Consider the following 16,892-nt stretch of genomic DNA (forward strand, 5'->3'; position numbering starts at 1 on the left):
CTCCTGGGAGCCTAACGGCGCTGGAATTCGGGGGAACCGATCGCGAGGGCGATCAGTTGGTCGAGCCCCCGGAGTGGAGGGAGGGGCCGCCCTGCGAGCGCGGCACCACGGCGCGCGAGCGGATTCGCGCGGTCGCTGGTGGGCGAGGACCGTTCCACTCCGCGCATGCGTCCGGTCATGGACTCCGCCTCGCCCTGGGCGGGGTCGGCATCAGCACCGGGCCCCGTGAGCAGCGGGTTCTGGCCGCTGGCGAGGATTTCACGCGTCTCCGGTGAGGCCGCTCCCCCCAACAAAGTGGCGATCACACCGTCGACCTGTGCGGCCGCGGGGAGCGCCGCGAGGCGCGCATAGTCCGGCCAGGCGGAGAGGCGCGTCCCTGGCACACGACTCGCCCCGACCTGCAGCCCGAAGTTGATGCGCGCGAGGATCGCGCCCGTGTTCATCCACTCGTCCCCCGTCTCGGGCCACCCATCCGGTGCCTGGTGCCCATAGAGGGGTTGACCGAGCTGGGCCACGACGGCGGCCGACAGGACCGTGGTGTCCGCCCGGCCACCGAGCACACGCACGGCACTCACGACAACCTCGAACGGCGACTTGACCTTCACGCGCCAGGCGCTGCGGTCGAAGAACTCCGGTGCCGTCACGATCGAGCGGACGACTGCCCGGAGGTCGCCGTCTGTCTCGCGAAAGACCTCCGCCGCGCGATCCACGAGGGCATCGGGGGGGGCGTCGGACACGAGGCGCACCGCGAGTTTGCGCGCGATATGACGCGCCGTCGAGGGATGGCGGGCGAGCAGGTCGAGGACGCGTTCCCCCTCCTCCTCACCCCTCCCGGCAGGGAATCGCTCGCCCAGGATTCGCTTGTCGCCTGCATCGTGTGCCGCGCGGTTGAAGAAAAAGCCGTCCGGTTGACCTGGGCGCACGCCCCATCCCGTGAGCGCCCGGGCGACCTCGATCACGTCCTGCTGCGAGTATCCGCCGTCGACCCCAAGGGTGTGGAGCTCGAGCAGTTCCCGTGCGTAGTTCTCGTTCAGCCCCCGCGGGCGTCGCGCGAGGGCCCGCTCGAGCGTCGCCGAGTCCACGTTGGCCACGCGCCCCTGGCGCACCGCTCGGCGTGCCAGCCCGACACGCCGTTGCGCCACGCGCCGGTCGACGAGCGTCGGGCGGGTGGAATCCGCAACGCTCTGCGCATTATCGAGGTAGGTCAGCATCGCCGGACTCTTGGCCACGGCCCCGAGGAGGTCGCGAAACCGACCCATGACCCGCGGGCGAATCACGTCCTGCTCATACGATGGCAGGAGGTAGCGCATCCCCGCGTTCTTGCCGACGAACACGTTGAAGTGATTGAGCCAGAAGTCGGTCATCACCTCGTCGAGTTGCCGTTCCGCGATCACCGCACGGGCGACGCGCGCGCTCAGGAGTTGCGTCACGAGCGTACGCCCGGCGCGCACCTGGGCCGCCAGGGCGAGGGAGTCTTCACGCGACAAGCGGCCACCCGTGACCAGCCGGGTGAGCGAGGCGGGCGGCGGATACGCGCGTCGCAGTTCGGCGGGCGACCGGCCAAGGTCCGGCCAGTTGTTCAGGAGCGCGACCACGGACGGGTCGGTACCGCGGGCCGGCTGCAATTGGTCGGCGATCCATCCGTCCACACCGCGCGCCAGGACGCGATCCACCTCGCCGTGCCGCGGCCCGAAGGCGAGACGATGCAGGACGTGCGAGGCGCGTTCGCGTTCGGTAAGCGTGTCCGATCGCCCCGCCGACCCTGGGCCGAGGAACATCGCAACCAACAACGGAATGCTGGACCGGAGGTGGGGTACCATGGGGGACTCCAGGGAAGGCGGACCTGGGGGGTGGGACGTGGGACGGGGAGTGGCGTTAACGGCCTCAAGGTGGGAGAGGGTAGGGCCGACACTGTGACCAGTACCCCCCAACACCGCGCTCTTGCCATGTCCGAGGAGACCCTTGCATTCGGCCCCGTCGCCACGCTGCGCACCGCGCGTGAGCTGCTGGACCGCGCACGCGGGGTTGGCTCGACGGCGGCCTCTGTCGTGGTGGATTGCGGAGAGCTGCGGCAATGCGACGCTGCCGGACTGCAGGTGCTGCTCGCGTTGCGCGCGGCACTGACGGCACGCGGCGGGCTCTTCCGGATCGTGAACGTTCCCGCGGACCTCCGGTGGCGGTTCGACTTCGTCGGCTTGCCGTACGCCGCCGCCTGATTCCCGTCTTCACCCCAGACGCCACATGGCAAAGACAGCTTTGGTCGTGGACGATTCGACCACGATGCGTGAGATGGTCTCGTACTCGCTGAAGGAAGCCGGCTTCGAGACCCTGACGGCCGGCGACGGCCAGCAGGCGCTCGACGTCCTGCAGGGCAAGTCGGTCGACTTGATCATCTCGGACCTCAACATGCCGGTGATGGACGGCCTCACGTTCATCAAGAACGCGCGCCAGCGTGAGGAGCTCAAGGGTGTGCCCATCCTCATGCTCACCACGGAATCGCAGGCGAGCATGAAGGAACAGGGGAAGGCGGCCGGTGCCACGGGATGGCTCGTGAAGCCGTTCAATCCCGAGATGCTGCTGAAGGTCATCGCCAAGGTCGTCCCCTGAGCGCGCGCAACGATCGACCGGTGCGCGCATGAGCCACGAGACGGATCCATTCGCCGAGTTCAGCGAGGCGTTCTTTGAGGAAGCGGCCGAACATGTCGCGACCGTCGAGGACGGCCTGCTGCGACTCGACGCGGGCACCCTGGGGGTCGAGGGGATGCATGGCGTCTTTCGCGCGGTGCATTCCATCAAGGGGCTCGCCGCGACGCTGGGCTTTGGGGAAGTCGCCGCCTTCACCCACGAATTCGAGAGTGTCCTGGACCGACTGCGCAGCGGCACGATGGTGTCGACGCCAGCGTTGGCCCAGCTACTCCTGCGTTCCAATGACACCCTGAAGACCCTGCTCGACGCGAGTCGCGCGGGCCGCGCCTCCTCGGTGCCGGTGGCTGAGGAGACGGCCGCGTTGAAGGCGGTGCTCCACGGAACAAACACAGGCGCGCCGACGGCCACCACCGCCGCCGTGGACGCCACGGACGTCGCGACGGGTCCCCGCCAGTACTCGATTCGCTTCCTTCCGCGACCGGGGTTGTTCGCGACCGGACAGGATCCCATGCTGGTTGTCCGGGAGCTGGCAGAGCTGGGCGACGAGGTCTCCGTGGTGTGCGAGACCACCCGATTGCCCGCGATCGACGCACTGGACCCGGAGCAGTGTTACCTGATCTGGGTCGTGAAAGTGACGACCACGGCCGCCCGCGACGTCATCGAACAGGCGTTCATGTTCATCGAGGACGACTGCGAGTATTCCCTCCGTGACGTGACGGACGACCCCTCGCGTGCCGGCGTGGCAGCCTTTGCCCCGACGCTCAAGCAGGTCGCGGCGGCTGCGGTGGGCGACCCGAAGCCGGTCGCGGCCGAGGCGACCTCGATTCGTGTCCCGACGGACAAGGTCGATGCGCTCGTCGACCTGGTGGGAGAGCTCGTGATCTCCCAGGCCATGGTCAACCAGATCGCCACGACCTTTGACCTGGGGCGCCTGAAGGAACTGCAGGACGCACTGGCGTCCCTCGATCGCAGCACGCGTGACTTGCAGGAGCGGGTCATGAGCGTCCGCATGTTGCCCGTCGCAACGGTCTTCAACCGTTTTCCACGCCTGGTGCGCGACGTCTCTGGCAAGATCGGCAAGAAGGTGCGCCTCGAGTTGCAAGGCGCCGAGACCGAGCTGGACAAGGGGATGATCGAGCGGATTGGCGATCCGCTGACACACCTCGTGCGGAACGCGATCGATCACGGGCTGGAAACGCCGGCGGATCGGCTCGCAGCCGGCAAGTCCGACACGGGGACGGTGATGCTTCGCGCCTTCCACGAAGGCGGCACCGTGGTCATTGAGGTGTCGGACGACGGACGGGGCCTCAATACGGGGCGCATTCGCGAGAAGGCGATCACCAACGGGCTGATCCGCGCGGACGAGGTCCTCAGTGACGACGAGTTGCACGCGCTCATCTTCGCGCCGGGCTTCTCGACCGCGGCGCAAGTCAGCGACCTGAGTGGTCGCGGCGTCGGGATGGACGTCGTGAAGCGCAACGTGGAAGGGATGAGTGGCTCGGTGGCCGTGGCGTCCACGCCCGGGCAGGGCAGTCGGGTTCGCATTCGCCTGCCGCTGACGCTGGCCATTCTGGATGGCCTCATCGTGGGTGTGGGCGGGGCGAGCTACGTCCTCCCGCTGCTGTCCGTGGTTGAGTCGCTGCGGCCGAACCCGCGGGACGTGCGGACGATCCTCGGCGACGGGGAGGTCCTCGTCGTCCGCGGGGAGAGCCTCCCATTTGTGCGACTGCACAGCGTCTTTGGCCACCCCACGGCGACGACGGAGCCCAGCCAGGCGATCGTGGTGATCGCCGAGACGGACGGCCGGCGGTTCGGCCTGATGGTGGACGACGTTCTGGGTCAGCAGCAGGTGGTCATCAAGAACCTCGAAGCCAACTATCGCAAGCTGGATGGCGTGATGGGCGCGACGATCCTTGGGGATGGTCGCGTCTCCCTGATCTGCGACATCCAGGAACTGTTCCGCTTCACCACCACCCGTCGCCATGCGGCGGACATCGGCGCCACGACGGTTGGGGCGCCCGAGGACATCTTCGCATGACCGCCCCGACGTTCGCGCAGGACCTGGATGTGGCGTCCGATGCCAACCAGTACCTCACCTTCCAGCTCGGCGACCAGGAGTACGGGCTGGAGATCCTGGCGGTTCAGGAGATCAAGGGACTGAGCGCCATCACGCGCATGCCCAACACGCCGATGCATGTGAAGGGCGTGACCAACCTGCGTGGGGCCGTGGTCCCGATCCTCGACCTCCGCGTGCGCTTCGGGCTCGCCGAGCGCGAGTACGACCGCTTCACGGTGTTCATCATCGCCACCGTGGGGTCGAAGGTGGTCGGGTTGGTGGTCGACGCCGTCGAGGATGTCATCGACCTGGCGCCGGACGCCATCCAACCCACCCCGGAACTGGCCAGTGCCCTGGGCGGCGCCTATGTCCGCGGCATTGCCCACGTCGGCGAGCGACTCGTCGCCCTGCTCGACATCGAGAAGATCGTAAGCGGCGATCTCGCCCTGCTCGACGCTGCCTGATCGCGCTGCACCCCTCACTCCCCCACCGCGTACGCCCCCTCGCACGGATACTCCCATGAACGCACGTTTCGCCATTCGCAGCGTCAAGACCAAGCTGCTCATTGCCTTCCTCGGCCTGGGGCTCGTGCCCATGGCCACGGTCGGGTTCCTTGCCTACCAGCGCGGAACCGAAAGCCTCACCGAGGACGCCGGCAACACCCAGGTCACGACCGCCTACAACGTGGCGGACAAGATCGACCGGAATTACTTCGAGCGGTACGGCGATGTCCAGGCGTTCTCGCTGGCCGCGGGACGCATTCGCGACTGGGATAAGCTGCGGAGCCTTACGGACGAATACATGGTGGCCTACGGCTTCTACGACCTCATGATCGTCGCAGATCGTGCGGGGAAGATTCAGGTCGTGAACTCTGTGGATCCAACCGGCAAGCCGCTGGACACGCGCACCATCGCGGGCACGGACGTGTCGAGTGAAGACTGGTTCCAGAAGGGGATCAACGGCGGGATCAAGGCGGGCGAGACGCTGACGGATGCGCCGGCACGGCACGATTGGACCACCGCCCTGTATGGCGACGAGGAGATCGTCACCACCTTCACGTCGGCCATCCGCGACGCCAGCGGAAATGTCATTGGTGTGTGGCGGAACTACGCGTCGCTCCAGCGCATTGCTGATGGCATCCTGGGAGACGCCCGGAAGGCCGCAAAGCAGGCAAGCAACACCGACCTCGTCTTTACCCTGGTCGACAGCAAGGGGATCAAGTTGCACGACGACCTGTCGGAAGAGGGCGAGCTCACCCAGAACCTTGCCACTGAATGGGAGTCGGCGCGTCGGGCCGCGGCCCACGAGCTCGGTTACGTGCGCCAGGTGGACGCAGCTACGCATACGGCCTACATCGCGGGGTTTGCCGCGTCGTCCCAGGCGTTCATGCCGAAGTATGGATGGGGCGTCATCGTGCGCGTGACCGAGGTCCAGGCCCTGGCCCGGGCCAATGCGCTTCGCAACGCGATGCTTGGCGTCGGTGGGGTGGCGGCAGTGCTCCTGATCCTCGCAGCCCTCTGGATGGCGGGCTCGATCGCACGGCCCATTGCGACCACGGCACAGGTCATGCGCTCGATTTCCGAAGATGGCGACCTGACCAAGCGCTTGACGGCCACATCGCAGGATGAGCTCGGGGACCTGGCTGACTCGTTCAACTCCTTTGTTGCTCGGCTCGGGGACATCGCGCAAGGCATTCGCGGATCCTCGGCGAACGTGGCCACCGCATCGCGCGAGCTCTCGTCCGTCGCAGACGATATCTCGTCGGCGGCGCAGTCACAGGCCTCGTCGCTGGAACAGACGGCTGCGAGCATGGAACAGATCACAGCGACGGTCAAGCAGAACGCCGAGAACGCCGGCCAGGCCAGCCGACTCGCGACGACGGCGCGTGAAGTCGCGGACAAGGGCGGGCGCGTGGTCGGTGATGCGGTTGGGGCGATGAGCGAGATCAACCGGTCGTCCAAGAAGATCGCCGAGATCATCACCACGATCGACGAAATCGCCTTCCAGACCAACTTGCTGGCGCTCAACGCCGCCGTGGAGGCCGCCCGCGCCGGGGCCCAGGGGCGTGGGTTCGCCGTCGTTGCGGCCGAAGTGCGGTCGCTCGCGGCACGCTCGGCCTCGGCGGCCAAGGAAATCAAGGGATTGATCCAGGAGTCGTCCAGCAAGGTTGAGCTGGGGACCCAGCTGGTGAACCAGTCGGGCCAGACGCTCGACGAGATCGTGACCAGCGTGAAGCGCGTGACGGACATCGTGGCCGAGATCGCCGCCGCGAGCCGCGAGCAGAGCGTGGGGATCGAGGAGGTCAACCGCGCGGTCTCGCAGATGGACCAGATCACGCAGCAGAATGCCGCGCAGAACGAAGAGTTGTCGGCGACCGCGGGCACGCTGTCTGGTCAGGCGCGGGAGTTGGATGCCCTGGTCTCGTGGTTCAAGCTGGAGCACGGAGGTGCGGCCCCCGCCGGACGGGCGATCGAGGCACCCATCGGCCGTGCGCCGCGCGCCATGAAGCGGCGTGGCAGTGAATCCACCGGGCCGGTCCGGGAGCAACCTGCGGCTAGCGCCGCAGCGGCCGCGGAAGCAGAGCTCGACGGCTTCGTCGACTTCTGACCGCCACGTCTGCTGGAGCTGCGCTGATGTCCGAGGTTGCGCCCTATGGCCCGCCCCTCCTGGGGGACCGCGAGTTCGCGTTCCTCCGGGACCTGATCATGCGCGCCGCCGGCATCCACCTGACCGACCAGAAGCGCTCCCTCATTGAGGGGCGACTGGCTCGGCGCCTGCGGCACCACGGGTGGCGCGACTATGCTCCCTACATTGAGCTGTTGCGAGACGGCGATGGTGATGGGACGGAACTCCGGGAACTCATCAACGCGGTCACGACCAACAAGACCTCGTTCTTCCGGGAACAGCACCACTTCGACTACCTCCGGACCGACGTCTTCCCGGAGTTCAGTGGGCGCGCGCTGCGAATCTGGAGCGCCGCCAGCTCGACCGGGGAGGAGCCGTATTCCATTGCGATGACCGCGCGGGATGCCCGCGTGAATGTGGACATCCTTGCGAGCGACATTGACACCAATGTGCTGGAGACCGCACGTGCGGGCGTCTACCGCGACGAGCGCGTGGCGGACCTGTCGCCCGAGCTGCAGCGCCGGCATTTCCTGCGAGGGGAAGGCGACAAGGCGGGGTTTGTGCGGGTGCGCCCCGAAGTGCGATCGATGGTCACGTTCCAGCGCATCAACCTGATCGAAGGGTCCTGGCCGGCGTCCGAGTTGTTCGATGTCATCTTCTGCCGCAACGTCATCATCTACTTCAACCGCGAGACGCAGGACCTGCTGTTTCGCCGGTTTGCAGAGCGACTCAAGCCTGGTGGCGCGATGATCATCGGCCATTCCGAGAACCTCTCGTGGTTGTCTGACCTGTACGAGCCCGTCGGCAAGACGGTGTATCGTCGAGTCGGTGGCGCCCCGCGACGTGCGCGGACCACGCGCCCGGTTCTTGAGGCCATCCGCCCCGCCGTCCCGGCGCCACCCCCACGTCCCGTCGTGCGCATCGAGGCGGGTGGTGTCCATGCGGCCAAGGGCCCGTCCGAGATCCGCACGGTGCTCGGGTCCTGCGTGGCCGCGTGCGTCTATGACCCGGCCATGCGCGTCGGCGGAATGAACCACTTCATGCTCCCGTCTGGGGACAGCGCGGATCGTCCGGCGCGGTATGGCGTGCACGCGATGGAATTGCTGATCAACCAAGTGATGAAGCTGGGGGGTGAGCGCAGCCGCCTGCGCGCGAAGGTCTTTGGTGGGGCGGCCGTGATTCGCGCCCTCAAGAGCGGGGCGGATGTGGGGCGCAAGAACAGTGAATTCATCCGCGCGTTCCTCGCGGCGGAACGCATCCCGATCGAGGCCGAGCAACTCGAGGGCGACCAGCCGCTCGAGGTCCGGTTCCAGACGGATACGGCCAAGGCACGGGTGCGCGCGATCGATGCTGAACGCGGTGCGGCCGTCTTCAAGTCCGAGTTGAAGGTGGCGGCGGCACCAGCACCGAAACCGGCACCGGTTACCGCCGACGAGCTGGATTCGGTCCTCTTCTAGTCACTCTGGGTCCCCATGAATGTGTCGCACGTGACCGATCCCGAAGTCCTCCGCGCTCGCGCCCTCGCCCTGCACCAGAACGTGCAGGGGGCGCTGCAGGAGCAGTTCCATGAGTCCCTGCAGGATCTGCAGCAGCTGCGTAGTCTGCTCGGCGACGCCACCGGCAAGCTGAGCGCGGCGTTCCAGACGATGATCCACCAGGCCAAGGCCCAGCGCGCGGCGGCGACCGCGCTCGAGTCCGTCGCCGGCGTCGAGGCGGTGCGCGAGGTGAAGGAGCTGGCCGAAGAAATCACGCGGGGCTCGCTGATGGTGGTGCAGAGCCTGCAGTTCGAGGACATGGCGACGCAGCTCCTGACACATGTGGACCGCCGCTTGTCCTGGCTGGAAGCCTACGCACGTGAAGCAGCCCCCCTCCAGACGGCCGTGAGCGGTGAAGTGGTCGGCATTACCCGGCTCGACTTTTCGGCCGTGGAGGAGCGCCTCGCCGTCCGCCAGCTGGAAAAGGCCGCGTGGAGCCGGAAGGCCGTCCAGCAGGAATCGCTCGATGAGGGCGACATCGAACTCTTCTGAGGGTACCATGTCCCGAATCCACGTCTTCGTCGTCGATGACTCTGCCCTCATGCGGCAGCTGCTCACGACCATCCTCTCCCGCGACCCGGAGATCCAGGTGGTCGGGCAGGGGGCCGACCCCGTCTCTGCCTGGCGACGGATGAAGGAGATCGAGCGCATCGACGTGTTGACGCTGGATGTCGAGATGCCCCGCATGGACGGGCTCACCTTTCTCGACAAGTTGATGCAGGCGCGCCCCCTGCCGGTGGTGATGGTCTCCTCGCTCACCGAACGCGGGTGTGCCACCACGCTGCGCGCCCTCGAGCTCGGCGCGGTGGATTTTGTCACCAAACCCAAGTTGGACCTCACCCACGGGACCCATGAGCTGGGCGAAGAGATCATCGCAAAGGTGAAGGCGGCGGCACGTGCCCGGATCCGGCGACGCGCCGCATCGAGCACGCCGGTGGCGCGCGTGGAGACCAAGGCGCCCCAGTGGACCGGTGCCGCGTTTGCTGAGGCAACGCACCGCGTGATGTGCATTGGCGCATCCACGGGAGGCACCGAGGCGCTGCGCGTCGTCCTGACCCAATTGCCGGCGAATGCGCCAGGGATCGTGATCGCCCAGCACATGCCGGAGCGGTTCACCAAGTCGTTCGCCGACCGGCTCAACACCCTGTGCCAGATCCAGGTCAAGGAGGCCGAGGACGGGGATCGGGTCGTGCCCGGTCTCGCGCTGCTCGCCCCAGGAAACTTCCACATGCGCGTGATCCGCAGCGGCGCAGAGTATCGCGTGCGCCTGTCGCAGGACCCGCCCGTGAATCGACATCGCCCGTCGGTGGATGCCCTGTTCGACTCCTGCGCGACGTCCATCGGCCCCAATGCCATCGCCATCATGCTCACGGGGATGGGAGACGATGGTGCCCGCGGCATGAAGGCCATGCGCGACTCCGGCGCCCGCACCATCGCCCAGGATGAGGAAACGTGCGTCGTCTTCGGGATGCCGCGCGTGGCCATCGAAATGGGGGGGGTCGAGGAAATCCACCCCCTGGAAGAAATTGCCGATGTCGCCTTGCGCATGGCAATCGGCGCCGTGCGATCGTAGCTCATAACCTTGGACCCCGTTCCGATACTCCTTGGAAGAACCCAAGTCTCTGGCTGTCTTCCACCCCCGCGATGAAGATCCTGATCGCCGAGGACGACCTCGTCACCCGCGAGCTGCTCAAGCGCATCCTGAGCCATATGGCCGACGAGATTGTCGAGGCCGGCGACGGGATCGAGGCGTTGGAGAAGCTGGAAACGGAGGACCCGGACTTCCTGTTCACTGACCTGCAGATGCCCGAGCTGGACGGTCGGGCATTGCTGGAGGCCATCCGCAACTCGAAGGAACACAGCGAGATGCCGGTGGTGTGCATGTCGGCGGTGAAGGACAAGGACGAGGTCACGGCCCTGCTCGCGTTAGGCATCCAGGACTATATCCTCAAGCCGATCCGGCCCGCGGAAGTGCACGACCGCTTCCGCAAGGTGATTGCGCAGCACAGCGGGTGGCGCAAGCGACAGGTGGCCGGTGGGAACACCGTGCTGCTCCTGGTGGACCCGGATCCCAACTTCCGCGAGTTCGTCAAGCCATTCCTCGAAGGACACTTCACCGTCATCGAGGCGGTGTCCGGCGCGCACGCACTGCGCCTCTTCAAGGAGTCGGAGCTGAAGCCGACGCTCGTGGTCACCGCGCTCGGTCTCCCGCTGGTGAATGAGATCCAGCTGTCAAACCTGCTGATGAAGATGGCCGTGGACACTCGGGTGACGGCGCCGACGTTCTGGCTCTGTGCCGACGACGACGACGCCCTGAGTCCCAAACACGTGAATTTCGCCGGGCAGATTCGGCGCTCGTTTGTGCCGGAGTCGTTCACCGCCGAGCTGCAGCGCACGCTGCTGCACGGAACCTCCCCGGGCGACCGCCTCAAGGCGCATTTCGCGGACGGGGCCCGTCGCTGGTCGCTCACCGCGACGCGCCAGACCCTCGGGGTCATGTCCGGCCAGGAGGTCACGGCCATTTCTGCCAAGAAGGCCCAACCCCTGGTTGATGGGGTCGCCGGACGAATTCAGCTGTCAAACGCCGACGCCCGCATCCAAATCCTGATTGCCTGCCCCAAGGAGGATGCGGTGGCCCTGGCCAGCAAGGTGTTGCGCCGGGAAGCCACGATCGAGACCGGCGGCGCCGACGTCTTCGGTGAATTGAGCAACACCATCGCGGGACGGGCCCGCGCCGCCCTCATGGAGCAGGGCTTCGACCTGGCGCTGTCCCTCCCGGAGATTGTCACCGACTTCATGTTGGAGCCGGCCGCGACCTGGGACCTCGCCGACTGGTTCGAGACCATGTCCGGCAATCGCTTCTTCGTCGCGATGGCGGTCGAAAGCCTCGGGGGCGGCGGGAGTTCCGGCACCCCGGGCGCGGTCCCGGTCGCGACCCCGGCGTCGGGGAGCAACGACGTCGACGACGCGCTATTCTAGCCCGCACGAGAAAAGGGCCCCGCAACCATCACGGGGCCCCACATCCCATCGGGCGTCGGACAGCTATCGCGACCACCCGACGTCGAAGGCGATCCACTGCTTGTGCCACTGGTCTCGGCTACCGGGCAGGGCCCCTGCGACCCGGGTGTTCTGCCCCGAGGGGCTCAGCTGGACGTGCGCCGACGGTGTGATCACGAGGCCAAGGACGCTGAAGGAGGTCGCCGCCCCGACGTCGACGTGAGTCAGCCCAGATTGGTTGAAGTTGTAGAACGCGTCGCCGACGTCGGCCTGCTCCTGCCCTGCCGACCACCCGGCGATCCCGGTGAGACTCACGGTTCGACTGCCCATGGAGAAGCCGCGGGCGATGGCCCCCTCCAGGTACCACCCACCCACGATGCCGACGTCCCGATAGGCGGTCAGAGACGGCGAAAACGGGATGGAGTCCGCTCGATAACTCGCCCAAACCTCGTCGGTGTCGTAAACGTCTGAAACTACCGAACTGAGCGAGTTGAAACGGTAGCCGACCCACCCGGAAGCAAGGGTCCCAAAGCCGAACGAGCGCCCCCATTGCGCGGTGAGGTCCCACTCATTCAACCCGACGTGGGTGCCGCCCTGACGAAGAGCATTGGGCGATGACGCGGTCGTGGGCTCCACGTTCCCCCACGCGGCGACGCTGAAGGTCCCGGCCACTCCCGCGTGCGCGAGGTTCAGGCGCGGCTGAACGACCGAGGCGTTAGTGAAGGTGATGCCACGCCAGACATAGTGCGAGGCGCCGGTCGCGCCGGCACCCAAGGTGGTCTGGGCCTCCCCCGCAATGGGCAGTAAGGCGAGCAGGGGGATTCCGACGAGTCGTAAGGACATAGGTCGCGAGGGGTGGAGGTTGCCAGCCCTTGCGATTCTCGACCGTTCAGGCCCCCTCGCTTGATCCCGAAAATTGCGCGGCGCCCGCGCCCCCGCATGGAGACAAACAAAACGGGCCCGCGCCGTGACGGCGCAGGCCCTATGGCAGCGGTGTGGCGACCTCAGCCCGCTTTGATCATGTAGCCAACCCCACGCACCGTGTGCACCAAGGGCTGCTCGGAATCCTGGTCCACCTTCTTTCGAAGGTAGTTGATGTAGACGTCCACGATGTTCGTGGAAGGATCCAGATCCTGCTTCCAGACGGCGCGGCTGATCTCGTCGCGACCGACCGCCTCGCCGGCCCGGCGCGCCAGGAACTCGAGGAGGGCGTATTCCTTTTGGGTCAGGGCGACCAGCCGATTGCCGCGGCGGACTTCGCGGGTGAGAGGGTCGATCGTGAGATCCGCGACAATGATCTGTGCAGCGGCGGCCTGAAGCGACGAACGCCGGAGCAGGGCGCGCACCCTGGCCAGGAGCTCCTCGAGGTCAAATGGCTTGCTCAGGAAGTCATCTGCGCCGGCGTCCAGCCCTTCGACGCGATCGGTCACAGTGTCTCGTGCCGTGAGCATGAGCAGGGGTACTTGAATGCCGCGGCTGCGTAGCTCCCGGGCGATGTCCATGCCCGACCTCTTCGGCAACCCGACATCCAGCACGACGAGGTCAATCCCGGGCTCGGAGGCTTTGGCGAGCCCCTCCTCGCCGTCCATGGCAATGACGACATCGTGCCCAGCTGCCGAGAGGGCCTGGTTGAGAAGATCAACGACCTCGCGTCGATCTTCGACGACGAGGACGCGCCCAGCGGGGTCTTTGGAAGCTGTCATGCGATCAAGTAAGTGTCACCTTCGGAGTGAATACAGCGTGCCCGGCTTTGGGGCAAGGGAAACGTTGAACGCGCAAGCTGAAGCAGGCCAATGAATTAGGACGTTCTCAGGTGCAGTGCCTGGCTCCGGCGTCGTTTCGTCACGACTTGAGGGGCTGCGAACCATTCCAAGTGTCGCCCGATTGTAGGGGGAACTGCAGAAAAATCCATGTGTCCGAGTGAGGCATGGCAGGGTCATTGCGGGTATGGCGCTGGACACGCGACCGCACACTGGGTGTGGGACGTGGTCTGGCTTTTCCGAGAGGAGGGGTGATGGACGTCCTCGTGATGCTTGAGGATCGCCCCGAACACTCGACGGTGCTCGCGCACGTGAACTCGGTGCCGTCGCCACTCAATTCCGATCGCCCATCGCGCGACGTCGTGACCCTGTATGGGGATCCGACGATCGAGCGGCTGGCGATGGCGTTGGCGGCGGCGGTCGAGATGCGGCGCGAGCCCACCGAACGTTCGGACACGATCCGGCACGTCGCGCTCTGGCCGGAGCGCGGCGCGGTGGGCGATGCGGCCTGGCGCGACCAGCAGACCGGGGGTCTGGTCACGCGTGATGTGCTCATTCCCCTGGAGGTCCTGGATGAGACTGCGGGAAGCCTGCTCGATGAGTGCGGGTCATCCTTGCAGCGCATCGTCGCGGGCCTGTCCATGCACGATTGGCCCGAAGGGACCCGTCGCGCCATCAGTTTCACCCTTTCTTCCACCGTCATCCTCCCCGCGGGGATTGGGGCACGCTCCGATGCGTTCCTCGACTCCTACCGACACGCGGACGGGGTTGGTGTGGACACCGAAGGAGATTGATCGACAACCTCATCTGTCAGAGTCGAGCTGTTCAGCAGGTCAGCAGGTGAGTGGTACGAGGGCCGTTGGTTGCAGATCGCGTGAGCGATCGTGCCACCCGCGGCTCTTGTTACATGGATGCCACGCCGGCGCAGCGCGCGCGTGAGCCGGCGCCCTCCGTCCGGCGGACTACCGTCCGCAGGCTGCGGTCCGCCCTCCGCCCTCCGCCGTCAGCCATCTCCCGTCCCACCACACGTCAGGTAATCCCCCTTGCCGACCCGACCGGCAAGCGCCAGCGTCCCGACCTACTGCACCTTCCACGCTGGAGAGGGCTCGCATGCGGGAGTATCACGCAACGGACATCCGGAACGTCGCCGTGGTCGGCCACGGCGCCAGTGGCAAGACCACCCTCGTTGACGCACTCGCCTTCGTTTCGGGGTCAAGCAAGCGCCACGGCCACATCAAGGACGGCACCACGCTCACGGACCACACCCCTGAGGAAATCGAACGCGGCTACTCGATTGAATTGGGGTGCGCGTTCGCCGAATGGCAGGGCTCCAAGGTCAACCTCATCGATGCCCCGGGATATCTGGACTTCCAGGGCGATGCCATCGCGGCCGTGGCTGCCGCGGATGGGGTGATCTGCGTCGTGAGCGCCGCTTCCGGCGTGGAGGTCGGCACGGTCAAGATGTTTCACGAGGCCACGGCTCGGCAGGATCCGATCCTCTTTGCCGTGACGATGATGGACAAGGAGCACGCTGACTTTGATCGGGTGTACGCGCAGGTCAAGGAGCGGCTGACCAACAAGGTGGTGCCGGTCGAGATCCCGATGGGCCAGGGCCCGACCTTCCGCGGTGTGATGAACCTCTTTGCCCGCAAGGCCTACCTCTACAAGCCGGGCACCAAGACGGGCGAATACACCGAGACGGACATCCCACCTGAGGAACAGGGCACCTTCGACAAGTACTACCAGGAAATGATCGAGGCGGTCTCCGCCACGGACGACGCCATGCTCGAACGTTACCTCGAAGGCGCCGAGATCGGTCGCGATGAGGCAATCCACGGCATGAAGGAAGCCATGAAGCGCATGGACCTGTATCCGCTCTTCGCGGTCTCCGCGGAACACGTCATCGGGGTGCATGCGATGCTCACCGAGCTGGTGCAGCTCATGCCGTCTGCCTACGAAATGGAGGAACTCCATGCCTTCAAGGGTGCCGAGGGGGATCACACGGTGGAGATCCACGCCGTGGACACCAACCCGTTCGCGGCCCTCGTCTTCAAGACACACTCGGAGCCACATGTGGGCGAGGTGTCGTACTTCCGCATTTTCTCGGGCTCCGTCAGCAATGGCCAGGAATTCTTCAACGCGACCCGGGATACGACGGAGAAGATGGGACACCTGAGTGTGGCGCAGGGCAAGGAACGGCTCGAGGTGCCGATCCTGCGCGCGGGCGACATCGGTTGCGTGGCCAAGCTCAAGAACACGCATACCAACGACACGCTGTCGACCCGGGAGCACCCCGTGCGCCTCCCGCCCATCGCCTTCCCGGAGCCCGTGGTGTCGTTCGCCGTCCACGCGGCGTCGCGCAATGACGAGGAGAAATTGCAGCCGGGGCTGCATCGACTCCACGACGAAGACCCGACGTTTGAGACGCACTACAACGCGGAAACGCATGAGACGATCATCTCCGGCATGGGCGAACGCCATCTCGAGGTGGCGATGGCGCGCCTCAAGCGGAAGTACAACGTCGTTGCTGAGCTGACCCGGCCGAAGATCGCGTACCGCGAAGCCCTGACCGCGAAGGGCGACGGTCAGGGTCGGCATAAGAAGCAGTCAGGTGGCCGGGGACAATTCGGTGATTGCTGGGTGCGCCTCGCGCCCCGGGCGCGCGGCGCCGGTTATCACTTCGTGGACAAGATCGTTGGGGGCGTGATCCCGTCGAATTTCCGACCGGCCGTGGACAAGGGGATCCAGGAGGCCTGCGCGCGCGGCATTCTGGCCGGCTATCCGCTGGTAGACTTCGAGGTGGAACTGTACGACGGGTCGTACCACTCGGTCGACTCGAACGAGATGTCGTTCAAGATGGCCGGGATCCTGGCGTTCCGGGCCGTCGCACCCAAGTGCCGGCCCGTCCTCCTGGAACCGCTCGATGAGGTCGAGATCCAGGTCCCCGAGGCCTATCTGGGTGACGTCATGGGCGACCTCAACCAGCGCCGCGGGCGCATCGTCGGGACGGACTCGTCAGGCAACGGCGCCGGGGCCGTCGTACGGGCGATCGTGCCCAACGCGGAGCTGCACCTGTACGCCACCGACCTGAACTCCCTGACGCACGGGCACGGGGTCTATGCGCGCCGGTTCCACATGTACGAGACGATGCCCCATGAGGCCGCGCAGAAGGTGATCGCCGAGGCGGCCAGGCACCGCACGGACGACATCGAGGAGCACTAGCAGACCAACAACGAAATGCGCCCGTCGCCAGGCCGGCGGGGGGCGCACCGT

General features: G+C 66.4%; 14 protein-coding genes. 11 read left to right on the forward strand and 3 right to left on the reverse strand.

The window, feature by feature from the left end; translation table 11 throughout:
* Window positions 1–11: 11 nt before the first annotated feature.
* Entirely contained in the window at window positions 12–1,820 is a 1,809-nt protein-coding gene (locus IPK85_23435) for a DUF1800 domain-containing protein (protein MBK8250320.1), read from the reverse strand.
* 126 nt (window positions 1,821–1,946) lie between these two features.
* On the opposite strand from IPK85_23435, the gene IPK85_23440 reads away from it, so the two are divergent.
* The 9 genes from IPK85_23440 to IPK85_23480 all read left to right on the forward strand — a co-directional run bounded on the left by IPK85_23440 (window position 1,947) and on the right by IPK85_23480 (window position 11,841).
* A complete protein-coding gene (locus IPK85_23440) occupies window positions 1,947–2,216 on the forward strand; it encodes an STAS domain-containing protein (protein MBK8250321.1) in 270 nt (89 codons plus the stop codon).
* A 25-nt stretch (window positions 2,217–2,241) separates the two neighbouring features.
* The gene (locus IPK85_23445; protein ID MBK8250322.1) at window positions 2,242–2,607 is read left to right on the forward strand and encodes a response regulator; all 366 of its coding nucleotides are present in this window, start codon (window positions 2,242–2,244) and stop codon (window positions 2,605–2,607) included.
* 28 nt (window positions 2,608–2,635) lie between these two features.
* Complete coding sequence (locus IPK85_23450; protein MBK8250323.1) at window positions 2,636–4,684, forward strand: chemotaxis protein CheA; 2,049 nt, start codon at window positions 2,636–2,638, stop codon at window positions 4,682–4,684.
* Window positions 4,681–5,166 (forward strand): purine-binding chemotaxis protein CheW, encoded by a 486-nt coding sequence (locus IPK85_23455; protein ID MBK8250324.1) that lies wholly within the window; start codon window positions 4,681–4,683, stop codon window positions 5,164–5,166. Before IPK85_23450 ends, IPK85_23455 begins: the two co-directional genes overlap by 4 nt.
* A 337-nt stretch (window positions 5,167–5,503) precedes the next feature.
* Window positions 5,504–7,309: a HAMP domain-containing protein gene (locus tag IPK85_23460; protein MBK8250325.1), complete on the forward strand. Its 1,806-nt coding sequence runs from the start codon at window positions 5,504–5,506 to the stop codon at window positions 7,307–7,309.
* 26 nt (window positions 7,310–7,335) lie between these two features.
* Window positions 7,336–8,784 (forward strand): hypothetical protein, encoded by a 1,449-nt coding sequence (locus tag IPK85_23465; protein ID MBK8250326.1) that lies wholly within the window; start codon window positions 7,336–7,338, stop codon window positions 8,782–8,784.
* 30 nt (window positions 8,785–8,814) lie between these two features.
* A complete protein-coding gene (locus IPK85_23470) occupies window positions 8,815–9,354 on the forward strand; it encodes a hypothetical protein (GenBank protein MBK8250327.1) in 540 nt (179 codons plus the stop codon).
* A 7-nt stretch (window positions 9,355–9,361) separates the two neighbouring features.
* Window positions 9,362–10,435: a chemotaxis response regulator protein-glutamate methylesterase gene (locus IPK85_23475; protein ID MBK8250328.1), complete on the forward strand. Its 1,074-nt coding sequence runs from the start codon at window positions 9,362–9,364 to the stop codon at window positions 10,433–10,435.
* A gap of 71 nt (window positions 10,436–10,506) precedes the next feature.
* Window positions 10,507–11,841, forward strand: coding sequence for a response regulator (locus IPK85_23480; protein ID MBK8250329.1), 1,335 nt, complete (start codon window positions 10,507–10,509; stop codon window positions 11,839–11,841).
* A gap of 63 nt (window positions 11,842–11,904) precedes the next feature.
* Here the strand turns inward: IPK85_23480 and IPK85_23485 are convergent, their stop codons facing one another.
* Window positions 11,905–12,702 carry a hypothetical protein gene (locus IPK85_23485; GenBank protein MBK8250330.1) on the reverse strand — a complete coding sequence of 266 codons (798 nt, stop codon included), beginning with the start codon at window positions 12,700–12,702 and terminating at the stop codon, window positions 11,905–11,907.
* Window positions 12,703–12,863: 161 nt separating this feature from the next.
* Window positions 12,864–13,562: a response regulator transcription factor gene (locus tag IPK85_23490; GenBank protein ID MBK8250331.1), complete on the reverse strand. Its 699-nt coding sequence runs from the start codon at window positions 13,560–13,562 to the stop codon at window positions 12,864–12,866.
* Window positions 13,563–13,873: 311 nt separating this feature from the next.
* Here IPK85_23490 and IPK85_23495 point away from each other — a divergent pair, with 311 nt between their 5' ends.
* Complete coding sequence (locus IPK85_23495; protein ID MBK8250332.1) at window positions 13,874–14,413, forward strand: hypothetical protein; 540 nt, start codon at window positions 13,874–13,876, stop codon at window positions 14,411–14,413.
* 316 nt (window positions 14,414–14,729) lie between these two features.
* On the forward strand, window positions 14,730–16,841 hold the full coding sequence (locus IPK85_23500) for an elongation factor G (protein ID MBK8250333.1): 2,112 nt from the start codon (window positions 14,730–14,732) through the stop codon (window positions 16,839–16,841).
* Window positions 16,842–16,892 lie beyond the last annotated feature (51 nt).

This window comes from Gemmatimonadota bacterium, assembly GCA_016712265.1.
In the GTDB taxonomy this organism is placed as follows: Bacteria; Gemmatimonadota; Gemmatimonadetes; order Gemmatimonadales; family Gemmatimonadaceae; genus RBC101.

Bases quoted from the DNA above. Each gene is read 5' to 3' on its own strand.
- IPK85_23435 (MBK8250320.1), bottom strand. From the start codon at position 1,820: ATGGTACCCCACCTCCGGTCCAGCATTCCGTTGTTGGTTGCGATGTTC.
- IPK85_23440 (MBK8250321.1), top strand. From the start codon at position 1,947: ATGTCCGAGGAGACCCTTGCATTCGGCCCCGTCGCCACGCTGCGCACC.
- IPK85_23445 (MBK8250322.1), top strand. From the start codon at position 2,242: ATGGCAAAGACAGCTTTGGTCGTGGACGATTCGACCACGATGCGTGAG.
- IPK85_23450 (MBK8250323.1), top strand. From the start codon at position 2,636: ATGAGCCACGAGACGGATCCATTCGCCGAGTTCAGCGAGGCGTTCTTT.
- IPK85_23455 (MBK8250324.1), top strand. From the start codon at position 4,681: ATGACCGCCCCGACGTTCGCGCAGGACCTGGATGTGGCGTCCGATGCC.
- IPK85_23460 (MBK8250325.1), top strand. From the start codon at position 5,504: ATGGTGGCCTACGGCTTCTACGACCTCATGATCGTCGCAGATCGTGCG.
- IPK85_23465 (MBK8250326.1), top strand. From the start codon at position 7,336: ATGTCCGAGGTTGCGCCCTATGGCCCGCCCCTCCTGGGGGACCGCGAG.
- IPK85_23475 (MBK8250328.1), top strand. From the start codon at position 9,362: ATGTCCCGAATCCACGTCTTCGTCGTCGATGACTCTGCCCTCATGCGG.
- IPK85_23480 (MBK8250329.1), top strand. From the start codon at position 10,507: ATGAAGATCCTGATCGCCGAGGACGACCTCGTCACCCGCGAGCTGCTC.
- IPK85_23485 (MBK8250330.1), bottom strand. From the start codon at position 12,702: ATGTCCTTACGACTCGTCGGAATCCCCCTGCTCGCCTTACTGCCCATT.
- IPK85_23490 (MBK8250331.1), bottom strand. From the start codon at position 13,562: ATGACAGCTTCCAAAGACCCCGCTGGGCGCGTCCTCGTCGTCGAAGAT.
- IPK85_23495 (MBK8250332.1), top strand. From the start codon at position 13,874: ATGGACGTCCTCGTGATGCTTGAGGATCGCCCCGAACACTCGACGGTG.
- IPK85_23500 (MBK8250333.1), top strand. From the start codon at position 14,730: ATGCGGGAGTATCACGCAACGGACATCCGGAACGTCGCCGTGGTCGGC.